This is a genomic window from Actinopolyspora lacussalsi (assembly GCA_030803735.1).
Taxonomy (GTDB): Bacteria; Actinomycetota; Actinomycetes; order Mycobacteriales; family Pseudonocardiaceae; genus Actinopolyspora; species Actinopolyspora lacussalsi.
Map to the genome: position 1 here is coordinate 4,360,147 of JAURUC010000001.1, position 18,831 is coordinate 4,378,977.

General features: G+C 66.4%; 20 protein-coding genes and 5 CRISPR repeat arrays. Of the genes, 18 read left to right on the forward strand and 2 right to left on the reverse strand.

What is annotated here, in order from left to right:
* The first annotated feature begins 143 nt into the window (after nucleotides 1–143).
* From J2S53_RS19365 to cas2e, 15 genes are all read left to right on the forward strand, one after another.
* The gene (locus tag J2S53_RS19365) at nucleotides 144–347 is read left to right on the forward strand and encodes a hypothetical protein (protein ID WP_456242173.1); all 204 of its coding nucleotides are present in this window, start codon (nucleotides 144–146) and stop codon (nucleotides 345–347) included.
* Nucleotides 348–478: 131 nt separating this feature from the next.
* Entirely contained in the window at nucleotides 479–607 is a 129-nt protein-coding gene (locus J2S53_RS19370) for a hypothetical protein (protein ID WP_456242174.1), read from the forward strand.
* Nucleotides 601–957: a DUF6247 family protein gene (locus J2S53_RS19375; protein ID WP_456242175.1), complete on the forward strand. Its 357-nt coding sequence runs from the start codon at nucleotides 601–603 to the stop codon at nucleotides 955–957. The genes J2S53_RS19370 and J2S53_RS19375 overlap by 7 nt, the downstream gene beginning before the upstream one ends.
* A gap of 503 nt (nucleotides 958–1,460) precedes the next feature.
* A CRISPR array of direct repeats spans nucleotides 1,461–2,161; the repeat unit is 29 nt; unit sequence GTGCTCTCCACGTGCGTGGAGGTGGACCG.
* Nucleotides 2,162–2,312: 151 nt separating this feature from the next.
* Entirely contained in the window at nucleotides 2,313–2,585 is a 273-nt protein-coding gene (locus tag J2S53_RS19380; protein ID WP_456242176.1) for a hypothetical protein, read from the forward strand.
* A complete protein-coding gene (locus J2S53_RS19385; RefSeq protein ID WP_456242177.1) occupies nucleotides 2,582–2,821 on the forward strand; it encodes a type II toxin-antitoxin system RelE family toxin in 240 nt (79 codons plus the stop codon). The genes J2S53_RS19380 and J2S53_RS19385 overlap by 4 nt, the downstream gene beginning before the upstream one ends.
* A 250-nt stretch (nucleotides 2,822–3,071) precedes the next feature.
* A CRISPR array of direct repeats spans nucleotides 3,072–3,405; the repeat unit is 29 nt.
* Nucleotides 3,406–3,476: 71 nt separating this feature from the next.
* Complete coding sequence (dnaE, locus tag J2S53_RS19390; RefSeq protein WP_456242178.1) at nucleotides 3,477–7,067, forward strand: DNA polymerase III subunit alpha; 3,591 nt, start codon at nucleotides 3,477–3,479, stop codon at nucleotides 7,065–7,067.
* Between the two features lie 504 nt (nucleotides 7,068–7,571).
* A complete protein-coding gene (locus tag J2S53_RS19395; RefSeq protein ID WP_456242179.1) occupies nucleotides 7,572–7,865 on the forward strand; it encodes a hypothetical protein in 294 nt (97 codons plus the stop codon).
* Nucleotides 7,865–8,101, forward strand: a complete 237-nt coding sequence (locus J2S53_RS19400; protein WP_456242180.1) for a type II toxin-antitoxin system RelE family toxin — start codon at nucleotides 7,865–7,867, stop codon at nucleotides 8,099–8,101. The genes J2S53_RS19395 and J2S53_RS19400 overlap by 1 nt, the downstream gene beginning before the upstream one ends.
* Nucleotides 8,102–8,354: 253 nt before the next feature.
* A CRISPR array of direct repeats spans nucleotides 8,355–8,871; the repeat unit is 29 nt; unit sequence GTGCTCTCCACGTGCGTGGAGGTGGACCG.
* Between the two features lie 228 nt (nucleotides 8,872–9,099).
* Nucleotides 9,100–10,725, forward strand: a complete 1,626-nt coding sequence (gene casA, locus J2S53_RS19405; RefSeq protein WP_456242181.1) for a type I-E CRISPR-associated protein Cse1/CasA — start codon at nucleotides 9,100–9,102, stop codon at nucleotides 10,723–10,725.
* On the forward strand, nucleotides 10,722–11,510 hold the full coding sequence (casB, locus tag J2S53_RS19410; RefSeq protein ID WP_456242182.1) for a type I-E CRISPR-associated protein Cse2/CasB: 789 nt from the start codon (nucleotides 10,722–10,724) through the stop codon (nucleotides 11,508–11,510). The genes casA and casB overlap by 4 nt, the downstream gene beginning before the upstream one ends.
* Entirely contained in the window at nucleotides 11,507–12,682 is a 1,176-nt protein-coding gene (gene cas7e / locus J2S53_RS19415; RefSeq protein WP_456242183.1) for a type I-E CRISPR-associated protein Cas7/Cse4/CasC, read from the forward strand. Before casB ends, cas7e begins: the two co-directional genes overlap by 4 nt.
* Complete coding sequence (gene cas5e, locus J2S53_RS19420; protein ID WP_456242184.1) at nucleotides 12,679–13,425, forward strand: type I-E CRISPR-associated protein Cas5/CasD; 747 nt, start codon at nucleotides 12,679–12,681, stop codon at nucleotides 13,423–13,425. The genes cas7e and cas5e overlap by 4 nt, the downstream gene beginning before the upstream one ends.
* A complete protein-coding gene (gene cas6e / locus J2S53_RS19425; RefSeq protein ID WP_456242185.1) occupies nucleotides 13,422–14,090 on the forward strand; it encodes a type I-E CRISPR-associated protein Cas6/Cse3/CasE in 669 nt (222 codons plus the stop codon). The genes cas5e and cas6e overlap by 4 nt, the downstream gene beginning before the upstream one ends.
* Nucleotides 14,087–15,076, forward strand: coding sequence for a type I-E CRISPR-associated endonuclease Cas1e (gene cas1e / locus J2S53_RS19430; protein ID WP_456242186.1), 990 nt, complete (start codon nucleotides 14,087–14,089; stop codon nucleotides 15,074–15,076). Before cas6e ends, cas1e begins: the two co-directional genes overlap by 4 nt.
* A 5-nt stretch (nucleotides 15,077–15,081) precedes the next feature.
* Complete coding sequence (gene cas2e, locus J2S53_RS19435) at nucleotides 15,082–15,438, forward strand: type I-E CRISPR-associated endoribonuclease Cas2e (RefSeq protein ID WP_456242187.1); 357 nt, start codon at nucleotides 15,082–15,084, stop codon at nucleotides 15,436–15,438.
* Nucleotides 15,439–15,456: 18 nt separating this feature from the next.
* Nucleotides 15,457–15,851: direct repeats of the CRISPR family, unit length 29 nt; unit sequence GTGCTCTCCACGTGCGTGGAGGTGGACCG.
* Between the two features lie 55 nt (nucleotides 15,852–15,906).
* Here cas2e and J2S53_RS19440 read toward each other — a convergent pair.
* Together J2S53_RS19440 and J2S53_RS19445 are read right to left on the reverse strand one after the other, a co-directional pair.
* Nucleotides 15,907–16,101: a DUF397 domain-containing protein gene (locus tag J2S53_RS19440; protein WP_456242188.1), complete on the reverse strand. Its 195-nt coding sequence runs from the start codon at nucleotides 16,099–16,101 to the stop codon at nucleotides 15,907–15,909.
* A complete protein-coding gene (locus tag J2S53_RS19445) occupies nucleotides 16,091–16,945 on the reverse strand; it encodes a helix-turn-helix domain-containing protein (RefSeq protein ID WP_456242189.1) in 855 nt (284 codons plus the stop codon). Before J2S53_RS19445 ends, J2S53_RS19440 begins: the two co-directional genes overlap by 11 nt.
* Before the next feature lie 124 nt (nucleotides 16,946–17,069).
* On the opposite strand from J2S53_RS19445, the gene J2S53_RS19450 reads away from it, so the two are divergent.
* Genes J2S53_RS19450 through J2S53_RS19460 form a run of 3 tightly spaced genes read left to right on the forward strand, consistent with a single transcriptional unit; the run spans nucleotide 17,070 to nucleotide 18,012 of the window.
* Entirely contained in the window at nucleotides 17,070–17,327 is a 258-nt protein-coding gene (locus J2S53_RS19450) for a zinc finger protein (protein WP_456240748.1), read from the forward strand.
* Nucleotides 17,324–17,566 carry a hypothetical protein gene (locus J2S53_RS19455; RefSeq protein WP_456240747.1) on the forward strand — a complete coding sequence of 81 codons (243 nt, stop codon included), beginning with the start codon at nucleotides 17,324–17,326 and terminating at the stop codon, nucleotides 17,564–17,566. The genes J2S53_RS19450 and J2S53_RS19455 overlap by 4 nt, the downstream gene beginning before the upstream one ends.
* Nucleotides 17,566–18,012 (forward strand): hypothetical protein, encoded by a 447-nt coding sequence (locus tag J2S53_RS19460; protein WP_456242190.1) that lies wholly within the window; start codon nucleotides 17,566–17,568, stop codon nucleotides 18,010–18,012. The genes J2S53_RS19455 and J2S53_RS19460 overlap by 1 nt, the downstream gene beginning before the upstream one ends.
* A 460-nt stretch (nucleotides 18,013–18,472) precedes the next feature.
* A CRISPR array of direct repeats spans nucleotides 18,473–18,806; the repeat unit is 29 nt; unit sequence GTGCTCTCCACGTGCGTGGAGGTGAACCG.
* Nucleotides 18,807–18,831 lie beyond the last annotated feature (25 nt).

Sequence of the window (18,831 nt, forward strand, 5' to 3'; positions counted from 1 at the left end):
TAGCCAAGCGGTGACCAGACTGGATTCTCGGAACGGATCGACGACTTGAGTGATCCCGCCACCGATTCGGGAAGCCGTCGACGAATGTTTGGATGTGCTGCGCATCACTGCCGTTATCAGCTCATTCGGTTAAGGTGGTGATGATGAAAGGGAAGTGGCTGTTCGTGTTCGGTCTGGCCGGAATGACCGTGTCGGCTTCCGCGTTGATATTGCTCATACCGTCGCTGTTCGACTCGGGCGAGCAGGGCAACTTCTGGGGTATTGGGGTGCTCGCGTGTCTCGCCGTGGTCTTCGCGGTGGGGCTGTTGTACTGGCGTCCATCGACTTCGAGTTCGGACGGCGGATAGCCCCGGGCTGGCCCCGTAAGCTCGTGGCAGAGCCCAGAGCTCCCGCTGAGCGGCGCTCTCTACAGGAGAAGCGTCCGTGAGTGTCTGTGGGGCTGCTCGAGCCTCTTCGAGTTTCGCACTGGTTTAAAACTATGGAACGTGCTCTGGAGGTTCGGTTCTCCGACCTGGTCAACCATCCCAAGGACACGGTCGCCAAGATCGATGCGAGCCATAGCCGTCATCCGGGGCTGCGCGCCGTGACGACGAGGACCTGGTGCTGACCACCGCTGCCCGGGCCGAGCAGGAGAACGAGGTCGTCTCGGCCACCACCGCACTGTTCACGGCCATGATGCGCCAGGACGGGGCCGCGCTGTCCTTACCGGTCGATGTCGTCCCCGAAGCATTTCCCCGGGTGCGTTTCCTGCCCGCCGAGGACGTCCGTGCGTTCGTGGTGGAACTCGTCGAGACACTGCGTGCCACCGAGACCATCGACAATCCGGCGCCCGTGGCGCGGGTTATCGAGTCTTGGAAACACACGGCGGAGGTGCACGCCGACCCCGAGGTGCACGCCTCGCTGACCACAGATGCCACCGACCACGGCCCGGCCACCGAACCTCCCGACAACGTATGAGCGGTGGCGGAACCAGGCGAAAGCAGCGCGTCGCCCCACCAGCGGCGCAGGATCTAGTGGGAGATTCGGTGCGGTACCAGTGAGACTGGTAAAGGCTGGGACGAACTGTGCCAACAGGCTCCTGCGAGGGGTGCGAACTGCCCGCGTGGCAGATCGAAGTCACCAGCGGTGGACGCGTTTGGTATCTCCTCGACGAACAGAGCCGCACCGTGTGGCTCACTCACGCTGGTACGGGACACCCCAGGACGACCGAGTAGTCGCGTGCCGTCCACCACGTCGTGGACGCTGGCACGAGACGGTCTCGTGGTCCACACGAGATTCCGCTTTGGTTAGCCTCCGGCTAGATGCCGTGGAAGGTGATTTTTCGGATGGCTGGGTAACTCGATGTAGTGTTCGCTCATGCGGTGTTGCCAGGAAGCTGGTCAGTGACGCAAGGAGGTTTCTCGTTGGTTCGGCGGTGTGAAAACGTGCAGCGGCGGTTGTAACATCGCAGGTCGCAGAGGGTGCTCTCCACGTGCGTGGAGGTGGACCGCACGCGAGGCGAGCGGCCAGAGCCTCCGTGCTGTGCTCTCCACGTGCGTGGAGGTGGACCGTGCGACTTGTCGAGCCCCTGGTGTGCGGCCTTGTGCTCTCCACGTGCGTGGAGGTGGACCGTCAGGGACTACCGCTCGCCGCGGCGCTCGCGGGTGCTCTCCACGTGCGTGGAGGTGGACCGGTCCGGCACCGAGAAATTGACCGAGATGCGCGGTGCTCTCCACGTGCGTGGAGGTGGACCGAGCGCCGCCGCACTCACGAGCGGCGACGTGATGTGCTCTCCACGTGCGTGGAGGTGGACCGGCGGCCCCGCCCGACGAGTTTTTCTTGACTCGGTGCTCTCCACGTGCGTGGAGGTGGACCGCTCGGCATCGGCATCCTCCCCGTGAGCCGAGCGTGCTCTCCGCGTGCGTGGAGGTGGACCGCAATTTCCCGAATGTCGAGCAGATCCGCCGACGTGCTCTCCACGTGCGTGGAGGTGGACCGTGGAATCAGCTCGTCAGGGACTTCTTCGAGTAGTGCTCTCCACGTGCGTGGAGGTGGACCGCGGTGATGGTCTCGCCGTCCAGCACGGGGGCGGTGCTCTCCACGTGCGTGGAGGTGGACCGGCAGTCGAACTTGCCTCCCGGGCGGGCCTGGAGTGCTCTCCACGTGCGTGGAGGTGGAACGGCTCGGTTATCACGGCGTGATAACCGAGCGCTGTGCTCGCCTCATCCAAGCAGAAGGTCTGTGGGAGGAGAGCTCGCGCGGTCGGGTGATTTCTGGCTGGTCAGGGGTGCGGTGCGGTTGGTGGTGTCGGCATACTTCGTGCTGTGTTCTGGATGAATTCTGGGCCCCTGGTGGTCGAGCGTGACCCGGACGATGTTCGGGAGGCGTTGCGGTTGTACGGCGAGCCGGATGAGCTCATGAAGTTCGATCTGGAGCGGGAGTACGGGTTCACCGAGGAGCGGTTCACGGAGTGGTGGGCCACTGCCACCAGTGCCGCGAACCCGCCGACCGAGCACGATCGGGAAATGATGCGCCGCCTGTTCGAGGAAGGCGACGACACTGGCTTCTACATCCAGAATGACGACGGAAGTTTCACACTACAGTGACGGCTCAATACCTCATTCGCTGGAGCGAACACGCCAGTCAGACGTTCAGAGATCTTCCGCGACCAACCCAGAACGCGATCAGAAAGTGTACGAACGAACTCTGCGCCGATCCGCACACGGGAACCTATGACAAAGGTCGTGACCAGTGGAAAGCTGCCTTTGACGGTGGTTTGGTCATGTACACCGTTGGTGAACGGATGTTGTTGATCGATGTGCTGCGCATCACTGCGCTCTGAGGTATCTCGAGGAATCCCAGCACGGCGTTCGTGGGACTGTGTGTGATGTTCGGTGGGGAACTGTCAAGGTCCGGTGTGATTCGGTTCCGGTGAAGTATCGCGGAAACCGGTGTGCTCGGCCTCCTGCGGCTGGTTCGTGGATACTGTGGTGCGGTCCGGCTGTGGCCTGTGATCGTGGGGTGGAGGTGTCTCGTTGGTTTGGCGGCGTGAAAACGTGCAGCGGCGGTTGTAACATCGCAGTTCGCAGAGGGTGCTCTCCACGTGCGTGGAGGTGAACCGGGCATCGCGTTCACCGCGGTCATCGGTGAGCGGTGCTCTCCACGTGCGTGGAGGTGAACCGTCCCTCGTCTACGCCCAGGACGGCGTGGTCAAGTGCTCTCCACGTGCGTGGAGGTGAACCGGTGCCGTCGACGCCGAGCACGGGCAGGGTGATGTGCTCTCCACGTGCGTGGAGGTGAACCGCAGCTGCGCGCCCTGGTGGTGCTGCTGGCCGGGTGCTCTCCACGTGCGTGGAGGTGAACCGATCTTCCACATCTTCTCGGCGTCGATGCGGGCGTGCTCTCCACGTGTGTGGAGGTGAACCGCCCCGTGAGCGAGGACCGCGCGCGGGGACTAACGTTGCCCCGTACGTAGTGGGAGCCTCGAAGGGGACGCCGTGAGCCAGAGCCAGTTCGTGCATCTTCACGTGCACACCGAGTTTTCGATGCTGGATGGTGCGGCCAAGCATGACAAGCTGTTCAGCGAGGTCGCTCGGCTGGAGCAACCCGCTGTGGCTATGACCGATCACGGCAACATGTTCGGCGCGCACAGCTTCTACACCCGGGCGCAGAAGGCCGGGGTCAAGCCGATCATCGGGATCGAAGCCTACGTGGCTCCCGCCAGTCGTCATCACAAGAAGCCGGTGTTCTGGGGTAGCCGGGCGACTGGGAAGAAGGACGCTGACGACAAGGAAGTCGGCGGGGACGTCTCCGGCGGCGGTGCCTACACGCACATGACGTTGCTCGCGCAGAACTCGACCGGGCTGCGCAACCTGTTCACGCTGTCGAGCATAGCCAGCTTCGAGGGGTTCTTCCGCAAGCCGCGGATGGATCGGGAGCTGATCAGCCAGTACTCCGAGGGGATCATCGCCACGAGCGGGTGCCTGGCGGGCGAGGTGCTCACCCGGCTGCGGCTGGGTCAGAAACAGGAAGCGTTGCAGGCGGCCTCGGACTACCGCGACATCTTCGGGCAGGACCGGTTCTTCATCGAGGTCATGGACCACGAGATCGAGATGGAGCGTGGTATCCGGCCGGAACTGCTCGACATCGCCAACCGGCTGGGGCTGCGGACGGTGGCCACCAACGACAGCCACTACGTCACCGATGACCAGGCCGGTCACCACGATGCGCTGCTGTGCCTGCAAACCAAGGCGACACTGGCGGACACGAACCGGTTCCAGTTCCAGGGCGGCGGGTACCACATCAAATCCGCCGAGGACATGCGCGATTACTGGGACTCCGAAGTCCCGGGGGCGTGCGATGCCACGCTGGCGATCACCGAGATGGTCGAGGACTACGAGGAGGCGTTCGCCGAGACCAATCGGATGCCGCAGGCGAAGATCGAGCCGGGTCGAACCGAGGAAGAGGTACTGCGGGAGGAGATCGAAAGCTACATCCCCTCGCGCTTTCCCGAGGGGTTGACCCAGCGGTACCGCGAGCAGTTGGACTGGGAACTGAAGGTCATCACCGAGAAGGGCTTCAGCTCCTACTTCCTGGTGGTCGGCGACATGGTGCGCTGGGCCAAGGAACAGGGCATCCGGGTCGGTCCCGGGCGAGGCAGCGCGGCCGGGGCGCTGCTGAGCTACATCCTGCACATCATCGACCTCGACCCCATCAAGCACGAGCTGCTGTTCGAGCGGTTCCTCAACCCCGAGCGCAACTCCCCACCGGACATCGACATCGACTTCGATGAACGCCGTCGCGAGGAAGTAATCGCCTACGCCAAGGACAAGTACGGCGAGGAGAACTTCGCGAAGGTCATCACCTACGGCACTATCAAGACTAAGGCGGCGTTCAAGGACGCGGCGCGGGTGCATCTGGGCCAGCCCGGTTTCGCGGTCGCCGATCAGTTCTCCAAAGCGCTGCCCGCCCCCGCCGAGGCCGAGGACATTCCGCTGTCGGGCATCGTCGACCCGGAGCACGAGCGCTACCCGGAAGCGTCCGAGGCGCGGGCGCTGATCGAGAACGACGAGACGATGGCCAAGATCTTCGAGACCGCCCGCGGACTCGAAGGTCTGGTCCGCAACGCCGGGGTGCACGCCTGCGCGCACATCATCAGCCGCGAGCCGCTGTTGGACGTGCTGCCGTTGTGGAAGCGCGACGACGGCGAGATCATCACCGGCTGGGACGGGCCGCAGTGTGAGGCCGTCGGTCTGCTGAAGATCGACATTCTCGGCCTGAACTTCATGACGATCATCGACGACACCGTCAAGATGATCAAGGCCAACCACGGTGTCGAGATCGAACCGCTGTCGCTGCCGCTGGATGACTCCGGCACGTTCGACACGCTGGCGAGTGGTGACAGTCTGGGCCTGTTCCAGATCGAAGGCGGCGGGATGCAAACGCTGCTGAAGCGGATGCGGCCGAGTGGGTTCGACGACCTCGTGGCTTGCGTATCGCTGTATCGACCCGGCCCGATGGACGTCAACGCGCACCTGGACTACGCCGACCGCAAGAACGGGCGCAAGCAGGTCGAGGCGATCCACCCCGAGCTGGCCGACGCGCTGGAGCCCATCCTCGGCGACACCTACGGGCTGATCGTGTACCAGGAGCAGGTGATGCGAATCGCCCAGCAGCTCGCCGGGTACACGCTCGGACAAGCGGATTCGCTGCGCAAGGCGATGGGCAAGAAGAAGAAGGACGTCATTGCCGCGGAGCACCCCAAGTTCCTCAGCGGGATGGAAGAACGCGGGTTCACCCGCGACTCCGCGCAGGCGTTGTGGGATGTGATCCTGCCGTTCGCGGGATACGCGTTCAACAAGTCGCACGCGGCGGCCTACGGGCTGGTGTCGTACTGGAGCGGCTACCTCAAGACGCACTACCCGGCCGACTACATGGCCGCGCTGCTGACCGCGTTCTCGCACAACAAGGACAAAACAGCGGCGTACCTGTCGGAATGCCGCCGGATGGGGATCACCGTGCTGCCGCCGGATGTGACCGAATCCGGGGTGATGTTCAGCGCCACCCCGGACGGGCGGATCCGCGTCGGGCTCGGAGCGGTCCGCAACGTCGGCACCGGCGTCGCCGAGAGCATCATCGCCGCCCGCAATGAGACCGACTCCGGCACGTTCACCGGATTCGCGGATTTCCTGTCCAAGGTGCCGCCGCACGTGTGCCAGAAACGCGTCGTGGAATCCCTGACGAAAGCGGGCGCGTTCGACGAGCTCGGCTACACCCGCCAAGGGCTCGCGGCGGTGCACGAGCACGCGGTCGAAGCGATGACGAGCCTGAAGAAGTCCGAGTCGCTCGGCCAGTTCGACCTGTTCGGCGGGGGCAACGACGCCGCCGCCGAGGAAGCCAGCCCGCTGGCGCATCTCGCGATCGACGACGAGGAGTGGCCGCGCAAGCAGAAACTCGCCTACGAACGCGAGATGCTGGGACTATACGTCTCGGCCCACCCCCTCGACGGGGCCGAGGGGATTCTGCGCAAACACGCCAAACCCATCGCCACGCTGAAGAACGAGGCACCCGCCGAAGGGGAGGTCCACGTGGCGGGGCTGATCACCAACGTGGACAAGCGGGTGAACAAGAAGGGTGAGCCGTGGGCGATCGTCACGGTCGAGGACTACGACTCCTCGATCGAGGCGCTGTTCTTCCCCAAGTCCTACTCGGTGGTCGGCGAGGAGCTGGTCACCGACAGCGCCGTGGCGGTCAAGGGGCGCGTGAACTATCGGGACGAGACCATGTCGATCTTCGCGGACGGGCTGGTCACCCTCGACATCACCTCGGCGGAACACGACCCCACCCCTGTCGCGGAACGGGGCGGGGCGTTCGTGCTGCGGGCCGACGCGTTCAAGCTCGACAAGGAGACGGCGCTGGACCTGCGCACCAGCCTGCGGGCGCACGCCGGACCGACCCCGGTGCGGGTGATCGTGGCCGGAACCCGCGAGGGAAGGGTGGAACTTCCCGACTACCCGGTCGAGATCTCCCCCGGGCTCATGGGAGAGATCAAGGGGTTGCCCGGAATCACCGTGCAATCCGCCGGGTGAGCTGTCGAGAACGGGGCTGCCCGCGTTGTGCGGGTAGCCCCGTCGTGGGTCGTGCGCGGGTTCAGCGGGGTATCGATCCCGTCCCGTTGCGCAAATCCCCGTTGCACAAATCGCAGTGATCGTCGCGACGACGATCCCACCCGTTACCGTCGCAGTCCGGGCAAGTCAGCGTATCCGGCATCAGATCTTGCCGCTTCCGGAACAGGTCGCGCAGTCCGGATCATTTCCGGGGCAGTTTGGGCAGGGCTCGCCTTCCATACCCATGACAGATTCTCCTTACCCGTAACGATCGCTGTTCGCATTCAGCATCGCGGGTCGCGGAGGTGCTCTCCGCGTGCGTGGAGGTGGAGCGGCACGGTTATCACGGCGTGATAGCCGAGCGCCGTGCTCGCCTCATCTGGGAGAGGGTCTGTGACGTGGCGAGTTCGCGCGGTCGGGTGATTTCTGGCTGGTCAGGGGTGCGGTGCGGCTGGTGGTGTCGGCATACTTCGTGCTGTGTTCTGGATGAATTCTGGGCCCCTGGTGGTCGAGCGTGACCCGGAAGACATTCGGGAGGCGTTGCGGTTGTACGGCGAGCCGGATGAGCTCATGAAGTTCGATCTGGAGCGGGAGTACGGGTTCACCGAGGAGCGGTTCACGGAGTGGTGGGCCACTGCCACCAGTGCCGCGAACCCGCCGACCGAGCACGATCGGGAAATGATGCGCCGCCTGTTCGAGGACGGGGACCAGACCGGATTCTCGGAACGGATCGACGACTTGAGCGATCCCACCACCCCCCCGATTTGGTTGCGGCACTGATGGCTCGATACGCGATTCGCTGGGGCGAACAAGCCGATCGGACTTACAACGACCTCCCGCCACGGATTCAAAAAGCTGTCGACGAACGATTGGACGAGCTGCGCGTCGACCCGCGCACCGGAACTTACGACAAAGGTCGGGACCAGTGGAAAGCCGCTTTCCACGGTGGTTTGGTCATGTACACCGTCGGCGAGCGGATGCTGTTGATCGACGTGCTGCGCATCACCGCGCTCTGAGATCCCGCGAGGATTTTCGACAAGGCACTCGCGGGTTTGTGCGGGATGCTCATGGATGAGCCTTGCCAAAGTCCGGTGCGGTTCGGTTCCGTTGAAGAGTCACGGAAACTGGTCGGGTCCGGCCTCCTGTGGCTGGTTCGTGGATACTGTGGTGCGGTCCGGCCGTTGGCTCGTGATCGTGGCTGGAGGTTTCTTGTTGGTTTGGCGGTGTGAAAACGTGCAACGAGGGTTGTAACGTCGCAGGTCGCAGAGGGTGCTCTCCACGTGCGTGGAGGTGGACCGCCCGCCATCGACGGGCTCGTGGACGCCGACGCGTGCTCTCCACGTGCGTGGAGGTGGACCGCGGGGAGCACTGCCCGGACAGTAGCACGACGAGTGCTCTCCACGTGCGTGGAGGTGGACCGCCCGCCATCGACGGGCTCGTGGACGCCGACGCGTGCTCTCCACGTGCGTGGAGGTGGACCGCGGGGAGCACTGCCCGGACAGTAGCACGACGAGTGCTCTCCACGTGCGTGGAGGTGGACCGCCGCGCTGTCGAAATACCTGGCGGCGCAAGCCGTGCTCTCCACGTGCGTGGAGGTGGACCGGCGACATCGACGGTGTAGCCAGCCGCGGCGAAGTGCTCTCCACGTGCGTGGAGGTGGACCGTAGTCACAGGCGCCCCACAGGCCCACGTTTTGGTGCTCTCCACGTGCGTGGAAGTGGACCGCCTGCGAGCGGCTGGGACTGGTCACCGCTCCCGTGCTCTCCACGTGCGTGGAGGTAGTACTACCACTACTCGAAGCTTTCCGCGTGCCGCTAACCACGGATCATCGGCTGGCCGCTCCTGTCGTAGTCACTTCCGGCCGTGATTGTCGGGCCCTTGGTGTAGCCTCCCCCGGAAAGTGATGAATCGTATTCACTCTGCTACTTTTCGAACTCGAGTTCGAACACGGCGAGCGGTCCACTGGGGGAGAAGTGGGGGTGGGCCGGTCATTGGACTGTCCTGAGAGGACGTGATGTCACCGAGTTTCGACCTGGCGACACGGGGATTCTGCGAGGTCCGCTGGCTGCGCGACCCGCCGGAGGGCATCGAGCCCGACGAGCCGGTCAACCTGCGCACGCTGCTGCTGCACGCCCACGACATCGCTGACGTCGAGGTGTCCCCACCACCGACACTGGCCGGATTCCTGCGGATCCTCACGGTGCTCGCGGGAAGGATCACCGCGCTGGCACCCCCGGACGCGACCGACCAGTACGAGGACATCGAGGACTGGCAGCAGGCCCGGGAACGGCACTGGCACGCGGGAAGATTCGACCCTGACGCGGTCGAGCGCTACTTCGCCGAGCACGTGGGCCGCTTCGAGCTGTTCCACACCGCCACACCCGAAGGTGCCCCACTTTTCCTGCAGGACCACCGTCTGCTGGAGCAGTGCCGCACGACCAAGGGCGAGTCCGCCAGTTCCGGCGTCAACAAACTCGTACTCGGCCGCGCCGCCGGGCAGGCTTTCGTCTGGCACAGCCACACCACCGACCGCGAGCCGCCCTCGGTCACCGCCCCGGAGGCGTTCTGGGCGTTGCTGTCCTGGCTGTTCTACGGTGTCCCCGGCCGCTGCACCCCGCGTCGTGTCGGCGAGACCAACGCCGCCGACACCAAGGCGGGGCCGCTGCGCGACAGCGTCTCGTTCCACCCGGTGGGCCGCAGCCTCTTCGAGACCCTGCTCGCGAGCGTGCCCTACTACGACCCCTGCGAGAACGACCGGGCACCGTGGGAGGAACCGCCGCCCGATCCGCTCGCCGTACCGCCGCGACCGGAAGGTCTCGCGCGGGTGCTGACCGGCCGGTTCCGGCACGCCCTGCTGCTCAGCCCCACAGCCGACGGCGAGGCGGTGGAAGACGCTCGGATCACCTGGGCCTGGCGGCGCGAACACGGCCAGGTGGACGACCCGCACGTGCTCTACCAGTACTCTGGCAGCGACGAGAAACTCACGAAACAACCCCGGTCGGCCACCGCCGACCGCGCCGTCTGGCGCGACCTGGACGTGCTGACCGGAGCGTTCGACAGCGAACAGTGGGACGATCAGCGCCGCCAACGACCTGCCGTGTTCGGCCTGCTCGACGATCTGGTCGAGGACGAGCCCGAGCCACCGGTCACCCGCGTTCGGGTACTGGGGTTCGACCAGGACCGTTCCCAAGCCAAGGACCGCCAGTACTTCGCGGGCAGCACCCCGGCACTGCTGGACACCTGGCGCTGTCGTGACGAGCACCGCTGGGTGAGGCTGGTCAGGACCCGCCAGGCGGCCGAGTACACCGGCGGGACGTTGGAGCGAGCGCTGGCCGCCGCCTGGCGCGAGATCGTCGGCAGAACCGACCCCAAGAAGCGCGGCAACGGCGTGCCCTGGACCCAACCGGCGATGGCGCGCTACTGGGCCGACGCGGAGCAGGAGTTCCACCGGGAGTTCGGCGAGGCAGCGACCGCGTCGGACGAACCCGTCGCCAACAGGTTCATCCGTCGCGCGCGACAGGCGTTCTCCGAGGTGACCGAACCCTACGAACGCCGTCCGTCCGACATAGCCGTGCTCGAACGACACCGAGCCCAGCTCTCGAAGGGATGGCGCTCCAGCAACGGAGGACAGGATTCATGACCGAGCACTCCGACAACCGCACCAGGCGGGAGCGGCTCTGGGAGCACGCGGCCCCCATGGTGCGAGAGCTGCGTAATCGGGTACTGACCAATCCGGGTAGGCGGGCGTCACTGCGAACCGCTGTCGGCCGCGAACCCGGCGACCCCCGCACGTTCCGTGCCTACGGGGAAGTGACCCGATTCCTGCCGGAACGCGCCGACTACGCCACCGAACGCGCTTTCCTGGCCGTGGCCGCGCTGATCTGCGCACAGCCGCGTGCCGCCAGGGACGCCGACATGCGGATCGGGAAGAAGGCGAAGTCCGGCGAGAACGAATCGGATTCGGAGGACGGAGCCGCCGCCGAACCGGAAACGGAAGAGGCTGATACGGAGGGGACGGGCGCGGACGCCGCGTCGAGCCCCGAGATGACCGGGGGAACCGAACCGGACGAGCGACAGCACGGTGGGAAGTCCTCCGACGAGCGCACCCCGTCCCGCTCGCTGGGCTGGAGCTGTGCCGAGGCGGCGCTGACCGACAGGAACAGCGGCAAGACCTTGGAACCCCGCCTGCACGCCATGTGCCGGATGGACGGTGCCGGGCTGCACCGCCAGCTGCCGCGCGTGGTGAACATGCTGCGCACCAAGGGCGTTTACATCGACTGGACCACGCTGGCCGTGGACCTGGCCGGTTGGGACCGCGCCAACCGGGCGGTCACGCGCAAGTGGTTGCGGGACTACCACCGCCGCCTCGCCGCGGCCCAGCGCGACAACGACAATCACGAGAGCACGCAGAAGGAGACCGCGTGAGCACCCCGAAGTACGCGGAGATACACGCGCTGCAGACGCTGCCGTACTCCAACCCCAACCGGGACGATCTCGGTTCCCCCAAAACGGTCGAGTTCGGCGGCAGCGAACGCACCCGGATTTCCAGCCAGAGCTGGAAACGCGCCATCCGGCTCGACGTGGAGCGGGAGCTGGGCGAGCACAACGTGCGCACCCGCCGCGTGGTGGCCGGTGTCGCCGAACGGTTGCAGCGGCGCGGCTGGGCGCAGGACGAGGCCGAGGCCGCCGGGATCCAGGTCGCGAAATCGGCCGGTGGCGGCATCAAGCTCCAGAACGACAAGAACGATCTGGACGAGGTGGTGCTGACCACCAGCGTCCTGCTGCTGCTCCCCGAGAGCGGAATCGACGAGCTGGCCGACATCGCCGCCGAGCACCGCGACGACATCCTCGCCGAAGCGGCCAAGGTGAAGAAGCGCTTCGACATGAAGCCCAGGATTCCCTCCGAACCGATCGAGGAGGTGCTCAAGCGCCGCAGCGGCACCATCAACCTGTTCGGCCGGATGCTCGCCGAGCTCCCAGGTGCCAATGTGGACGGAGCTGTGCAGCTGGCGCACGCGTTCACCACCCACGGCACCAGCGTGGAGTACGATTTCTTCTCCGCTGTGGACGACGTCGAGAAGCAGCTCAACGTCCCGGGTAGCGGACACATCGAGAACGCGCAGTTCAGCGCCGGTACCTTCTACCGCTACGCCAACGTGAACCTGCCGGACCTGGCCGACAACCTCGGTTCCGAGCCGGCGATGTGCGCGGACCTGCTGCGGGCGTTCTGCCACTCTTTCATCCACAGCGTCCCCTCCGGCAAGCAGAACTCCACCGCCGCCGTTACCGCGCCGGACCTGGTGTATCTGACGGTTCGCGACGATCGCCCGGTCTCGCTGGCCAGCGCGTTCGAGGCCCCGGTGCGCGCTTCGGACGGTTTTCTGGCGCCCTCGGTGGAGCGGCTGCACGAGCACAGCCGTGGGCTGCTGCCGCTGCTGGGCGAGCGGCACGTGCTCTTCGCCGGGCACGCCGCCACCCCTATCGCCGCGAAGGACTCCGAGGAGTGGCCCGCCTTCGGCACGCGGCACACCTCCTACGACGGCCTGGTGGACGCGCTTGTCACCGCTAGCACGGCCCACGAGGAAGCCCGGCCATGAGCGGACTGCTGCTACGCCTCGCCGGGCCGATGCAGAGCTGGGGCGAGCGCAGTGCCTTCGACACGCGGGACACCGCCGCGTTTCCCACCCGTTCCGGACTGCTCGGCATGATCGCGGCCGCGCAGGGGCGGGCTCGCGGCGAATCGCTGGAGGACCTCGCCGGGCTCGACTTCACCGTGCGGGTGGACCGTCCGGGGGTGCGGATGGTGGACTACCACACCGCGGGCGGCGGACTGCCCGCCGGATTCAAGATCCCCACCGCCGACGGCAAGGGCCGCCCCAGGGACAAGGGAACGCTGCAAACGTGGCGGGAGTACCTGGCCGACGCGGTGTTCGTCGTCGCGGTCACCGGCCCGGAGGAGGTCGTCACCGGGGCGCGAGACGCGCTGCGCGAGCCGCACTGGCAGCCCTATCTCGGGCGCAGGTCCTGCCCGCCCGCCCAGCCGCTGCTGCTGGACAAACCGGTCAACGATCCCGTGACGGAACTGGTCGAGAACGTGCCGGTGGCGCGGGTGGTCGGGCGCGGCGAGCGGCCGATCGAGGTGGACCTCGTCCGACCGGACGGCGATCCCGCCGAGGTCAGCAGCGAGATCCAGGACATCCCGACCCGGTTCGGCGGCGGTGACCGCGACTACCGGCTGCGTCCGGTGTGGATCGAGAGCCGCGCGCTGCCCGCCTCACTGGGGGTGCGGTCGTTGCGCGACTACCCGGAAAAGCTGATCGAATACGTGATGGGGGAATGATGCGGGCCTGGCTGCTACGGCTGCGGCTCAATCCGCGGTGTCATCGGGTGTTCTCCGGTGCGGTTCTCGACGGGCAGGAACTCTACCGGGACCTGATGCGGCTCGCCCCGGACGACCTGGGGGAACAGCACCGCAAGGAGGCCGGGGTGCTGTTCCGGTGTGAGGCCGACCAGCGAGGTTTCGTCGTGCTCGCGCAGCTGCGGTTCCCGCCCCGTCTCGAACGGCTGCCCGAGGAGCTGGCCACCGAGGTGCGGCAGCGCGAACTCACGCCGTTGCTGGAACGACTCGAACGTGGGACGCGGGTGCGCTACCGCATCGACGCCAACCCCACCAAGCGCAACGGTGACCTGGTCGAGGACAAGGGCAAGCGGGGCAAGCTCACCGTGCTGCGCGGCACCGAGTCCGAACTGTGGTGGGTGCGCAAGGCGGGCGAGGCGGGGCTGCACCCGCTGGAGATCCGCTCCACCCCCATGCCGGACGTGCTCGGCCGGGAGTACCGGAAGCGAGGCGCGAGTGAGCGGGTCAAGCACGGTGTCAGCCGGTTCGAAGGGGTTGGCATGGTGACCGACCCCGACGCGCTGCGAGCGGCCGTGATCGACGGGATCGGCAGGGCGCGCACCTTCGGCTGCGGCATGCTCAGCGTCGGGCCGGAGGAGCGGGGATGAGCGCGACCTTTCCGAACCCGCGCAAACTGCTGACCGCGCCCACCGTGGCGATGCTGCCGCGCGTGGGGGACTCGCTGTCGTTTCTGTACCTGGAGAACGTGCGCGTGGTGCAGGACGACACCGGGGTGTGTGCCCGGGTGGAGCGCGGCGACGGCGACGTCGACCGGGTGTATCTGCCGGTGGCGTCGCTGGCCTGCGTGTTGCTGGGGACCGGAACCTCGGTCACCCAACCCGCGATGGCCACCTGCGCCCGGCACAACACCACCGTGTTGTGGACCGGGGCCGGTGGGGTGCGGATGTACTCGGCCGCGCAGTCGGGCGACCTCACCACCAGGTGGCTGGAACGGCAGGTGCACGCCTGGGCCGACGAGAAGACCCGAGCGGCGGTGGCCAGACGGATGTATGAGCTGCGGTTCGACGAGTCGGTGCCGGAGGAGACCACGCCCGCCGGGCTGCGAGGCATGGAGGGGCACCGGATGAAGACCCTCTACCGGAGCCTGGCGGAGAAGTACCGGATGCGCGGGTTCAAGCGCAACTACGACCCGGAGAACTGGGACAGGCAGAATCCGGTCAACCAGGCGCTTTCGGCCGCCAACACCGCGCTGTACGGGGCGGTGCACAGCGCGATCCTCGCGCTCGGCTGCTCACCCGCACTCGGGTTCGTGCACAGTGGAAAGCAGCACTCCTTCGTCTACGACATCGCCGATCTGTACAAGGCGAACCACACCGTGCCGCTGGCGTTCGCGCTGCACCGCAGCAACAACCCGGATCGGGACGCGCGGATGCGGCTGCGGGAGGAGTTCCGGCTGTACCGGCTGATGCCGCGCGTGGTGTTCGACATCCAGCGATTGCTCGAACCGGACAGCGACACCGTCGAGCTGGACGATGTCGAGGACCCGGACGAGGTGGAGCTGGTCCACCTCTGGGATCCCGACATCGGGCCGGTCGAGGCCGGGGTGAATCACTCCGACGAATGGGAGGGGTGAGAGCCGTGCCGAACCTGGTCGTCATCCAGACCACCGCCGTGCCGGACTACGTGCGGGGCTCGTTGAGCCGGTGGCTGACCGAACCCGCGCCCGGTTTCTACGTGGGTTCGATCTCGGCGAAGGTGCGGGACTCGCTGTGGGAACTGGTCAGCGAGGCGGTGGGCGAAGGCGCGGCGGTGTGCGTCCATCCCACCGACACCGAGCAACGCTACGTGGTGCGAACCGCCGGGCAGCGGCGGCGCCGCGTGACCGACTTCGAGGGTCTGCAACTCATCGCGTTCCGCGAGGAACGCGAGCGGGGCGAGGAAGGTGGCGGAGAGGACGGTTCGGAAAACTCGGAAAACGTGCGAGTCGACTTCTGAAACCCCAGTTCGCAAAGGGTGCTCTCCACGTGCGTGGAGGTGGACCGTCCGGGCGCTTGTTCGGGCGGGCTTCGGATTCGTGCTCTCCACGTGCGTGGAGGTGGACCGCGGGTTGAATGGGGTCGCCGATCAGGTCGGCGGTGCTCTCCACGTGCGTGGAGGTGGACCGAGCAGGTCATGGCGATCACCCAGCAGCTGGCCGTGCTCTCCACGTGCGTGGAGGTGGACCGTTGCGCGACGAGGCGGCCAAGCACCGCAACGAGTGCTCTCCACGTGCGTGGAGGTGGACCGATGCGCCCGAGCGGGAGCTCGCTGTGGCTGCGGTGCTCTCCACGTGCGTGGAGGTGGACCGTGCCATGACCGCCCTCTCTTCGGGATCGATGGGTGCTCTCCACGTGCGTGGAGGTTTCCGATGCGAAAACCGCCCCGACGTATGCCTCGCGTCGGGGCGGTAGATGGTTTTCGGCTTTATTCGAAGCGGTTGGTTTTGAGGGCGGTGATGAAGGCTGTCCACTGTGTTCGGGTGGTGGTGAGGTGTCCGGCTGTGCGGTTCTTGGTGTCTCGGATGGCCGTGCCGTTGGTTAACCGGCCGACTTCGACGCAGGCGTTGCCGGTGGAGCTGCGGGTGGGTTTGCGCCAGTTGGTGGGATGTTCAGCTGTCACTGGGTGCTCCTTGGGTGTTGGCGAGTGTGGCGATGAGGTCGGTTGATTGGTCGGGGTTCATCGCCGTGTTCCGCAGGGTGGTGAGCGCGTTTTCGAACGCGTGTATTTCTTTCGGGGTGTGTAGCAGTGTCAGTGAGCTGAAGTGTTCGATGTAGACGATTGGTGCTGCTTTGTCGAAGTCGAAGTAGATGAAGCTTCCGGCGTGGGTGGGGTTCCATTGGCCGGTGCGGCTGGCGACGATCCTGATCTCGACGTTGGGCAGCTCGCTCATCTTCAGCAGGTGGCGTAGTTGCTCGGTGTGCACCTCGGTTCCGCCGATGGGGTCGCGGAGTGCGTTCTCGGTGATGATCGCGGTGAAGTTCGGCGCGTCCCGTTTGGTGAGCATGTCGCGGCGGCCGAGCCGGATGGCGGTGCGTGTGTCGGCGTCGCCGGGTGACCAGGTGGCGATGATCGCCCGCGCGTAGTCGTGGGTCTGCAACACGCCGGGGATCACGGTGGTGGCGACCTCGGCGATAGTGCTCGCGGTGCGTTCGTACTCGATGAGTGTGGTCATGTCGCGGTGGGAGGAGTCGCCGACGGCCACCCAGTTGGCGTCCTCGGCGGCTCGGGCGAGTTCGACCACTCTGCTGCGCTCGGTGTCGGTGGCGTCGAGCGCGGTCAGGATCGCCGCGACCGTTTCCGGCTCCGGTCGTTTGGCGCCGCTTTCGTAGCGGGCGAGCACGCTGTGGTGTTTGTGGACTTTTTCCGCCAGTTTTCGTGTGGACAGTCCTGCTTTCTCGCGTGCTTCTCGCAGTTCAGCGCCCAGCGTTCGTGTCTTGGGCAATCCTCGGCTGTTGCCGCCCATGCGCCAACGATAACCCGCGTCTCGTGGCGCTTACGTCATTCGATCAGGCGATTGCACATGGTGTTGCTAGCAACGCATATTGGTGTTGGCAACGAAAGATGTTGTTGGCATAGAGGAGGTCATCGTGTCGCATCCGTTTGTGTGGGTGTCGGGTGGTGGTGCTCGGCATGCGAGTGGGGATGTGGTGCCGCTGCCGGGGGTGGAGTTTCCGGAGGGTGTGGTGGTGTCGACGTTGTGCGGCGTGGAGGTGTCGGCGGGGACGGGTGAGGTGGCGTGGTTGTGGGGCACGTGTCGCGACTGCGATGAGCGGACTCGGGAGCTGGTGGGGTTGGAGTCGTTGGCCGAGGTCGAGCGGCGTGCCGGGGCGGTGGTGCGGTCGTGAGCGGTGAGCGGGCGAGGTTGGTGATCGCGCTCAAGCATGAGCGGTGGGTGCTGGATCGGGTGGCCTGTGACCTGGCGGGTGGTCGGGCTACGGCGCGGCAGTGTGCGGAGACGGCGGTGGTGCTGGAGCGGGTGGCGCGGCGGCTGCGGGAGCACGCGGCGGCGGTGTCGTTCGGTGGTGGGGCCGTGGATGGTGTGGTCGATGCGGGTGTGCTGGGTGATGAGGGTGGTGCCCGGTGATGGTGGGTTCGGTGTGGCCGGTGGGGACGGCGTTGGTGCTGGCCGGGGTGGCGGTGGTGTTGCGGTGCTGGTCGCGGCGGGGCGCCTGGCGTCCGCGCCATGCCGGGGGCAGTGGTCCGGCGGCACGCGGGGTGGCGGCGTTGCGATTGCGGCCGTATTTCCGGGAGGAGCGGCCCACGGTGGAGTTGATCGGGTGGCCGCTGGTTGATCCGGATGAGCGGCCGCACCTGTTCGCCCCGGCGGTGCCGGGGCCGGTGGCACCGTCGGTGGTTCCCGCTACTGCCGAGGCTGGTGCGGCGGCTGGTACCGCGACCGGTCCCGGGAGTACGGCCGGAGCCGGGGAGACCGGGAGTGCCGAGAGCGGCCTGGGCAGCGCGGCCGAGCATCCGGACCCGGTCGTCATGGACAGGGTGTTGGCCGGGCTGCGGCGGCTCCAGAACCCCTGATCCCCTGAGCTCTGCCACTCCGACTTCTTAGCATCGCCGCCTTGGCGCGGCCCGCAGTCATGGTCCGGGTGTCCCGACCAACCCCCGACACAGCGGCGGGACACCCGGACCACCCCGACCAGAACTCCGGCAACTTCGCTTCGCTTCAACCGGTGAGTGCAACACGTGGCTTGACCTGGGGTGAGGGTGCATTGGCTGGCCATCTATCGGGCAGTCATGATCTTCCCGGTAAACAAACCCGAGCAGCGTCGTCACGCTCGTTGGTGCCGACTCGGGGACACGGTCGAGCTGCCCCAGCAGTTCCCGTCCGGTCGAGATCTCGGGCTCGGGGTTGGGATCTCCTGTGATCGCCGCGATACGGTTTCTCCGTACCTCTAACCGGAGACGAGCGTGGTGGCGAATGACTCCGAATGGTCCGCAAAACGTGCAGCGGCGGTTGTGATATCGCAGGTCGCAGAGGGTGCTCTCCACGTGCGTGGAGGTGAACCGCCGAGGCCACCATCGACGAGGCACGCGAGCAGGTGCTCTCCACGTGCGTGGAGGTGAACCCTTGTCCTGCGCCCACTGCGGAGAATCCAGCCCGTGCTCTCCACGTGCGTGGAGGTGAACCGCAGGCCGAGAAATTGGTCGCCGCAGGATTGTGGTGCTCTCCACGTGCGTGGAGGTGAACCGGCCGCGGGTCTGATCAACGCACCGATTACGGAGTGCTCTCCACGTGCGTGGAGGTGAACCGGACGCGCTGGCTGTATGCGCCAATTGCCCCGTGTGCTCTCCACGTGCGTGGAGGTGGACCGTTCCGCACCGGTCAGAACGTGACGG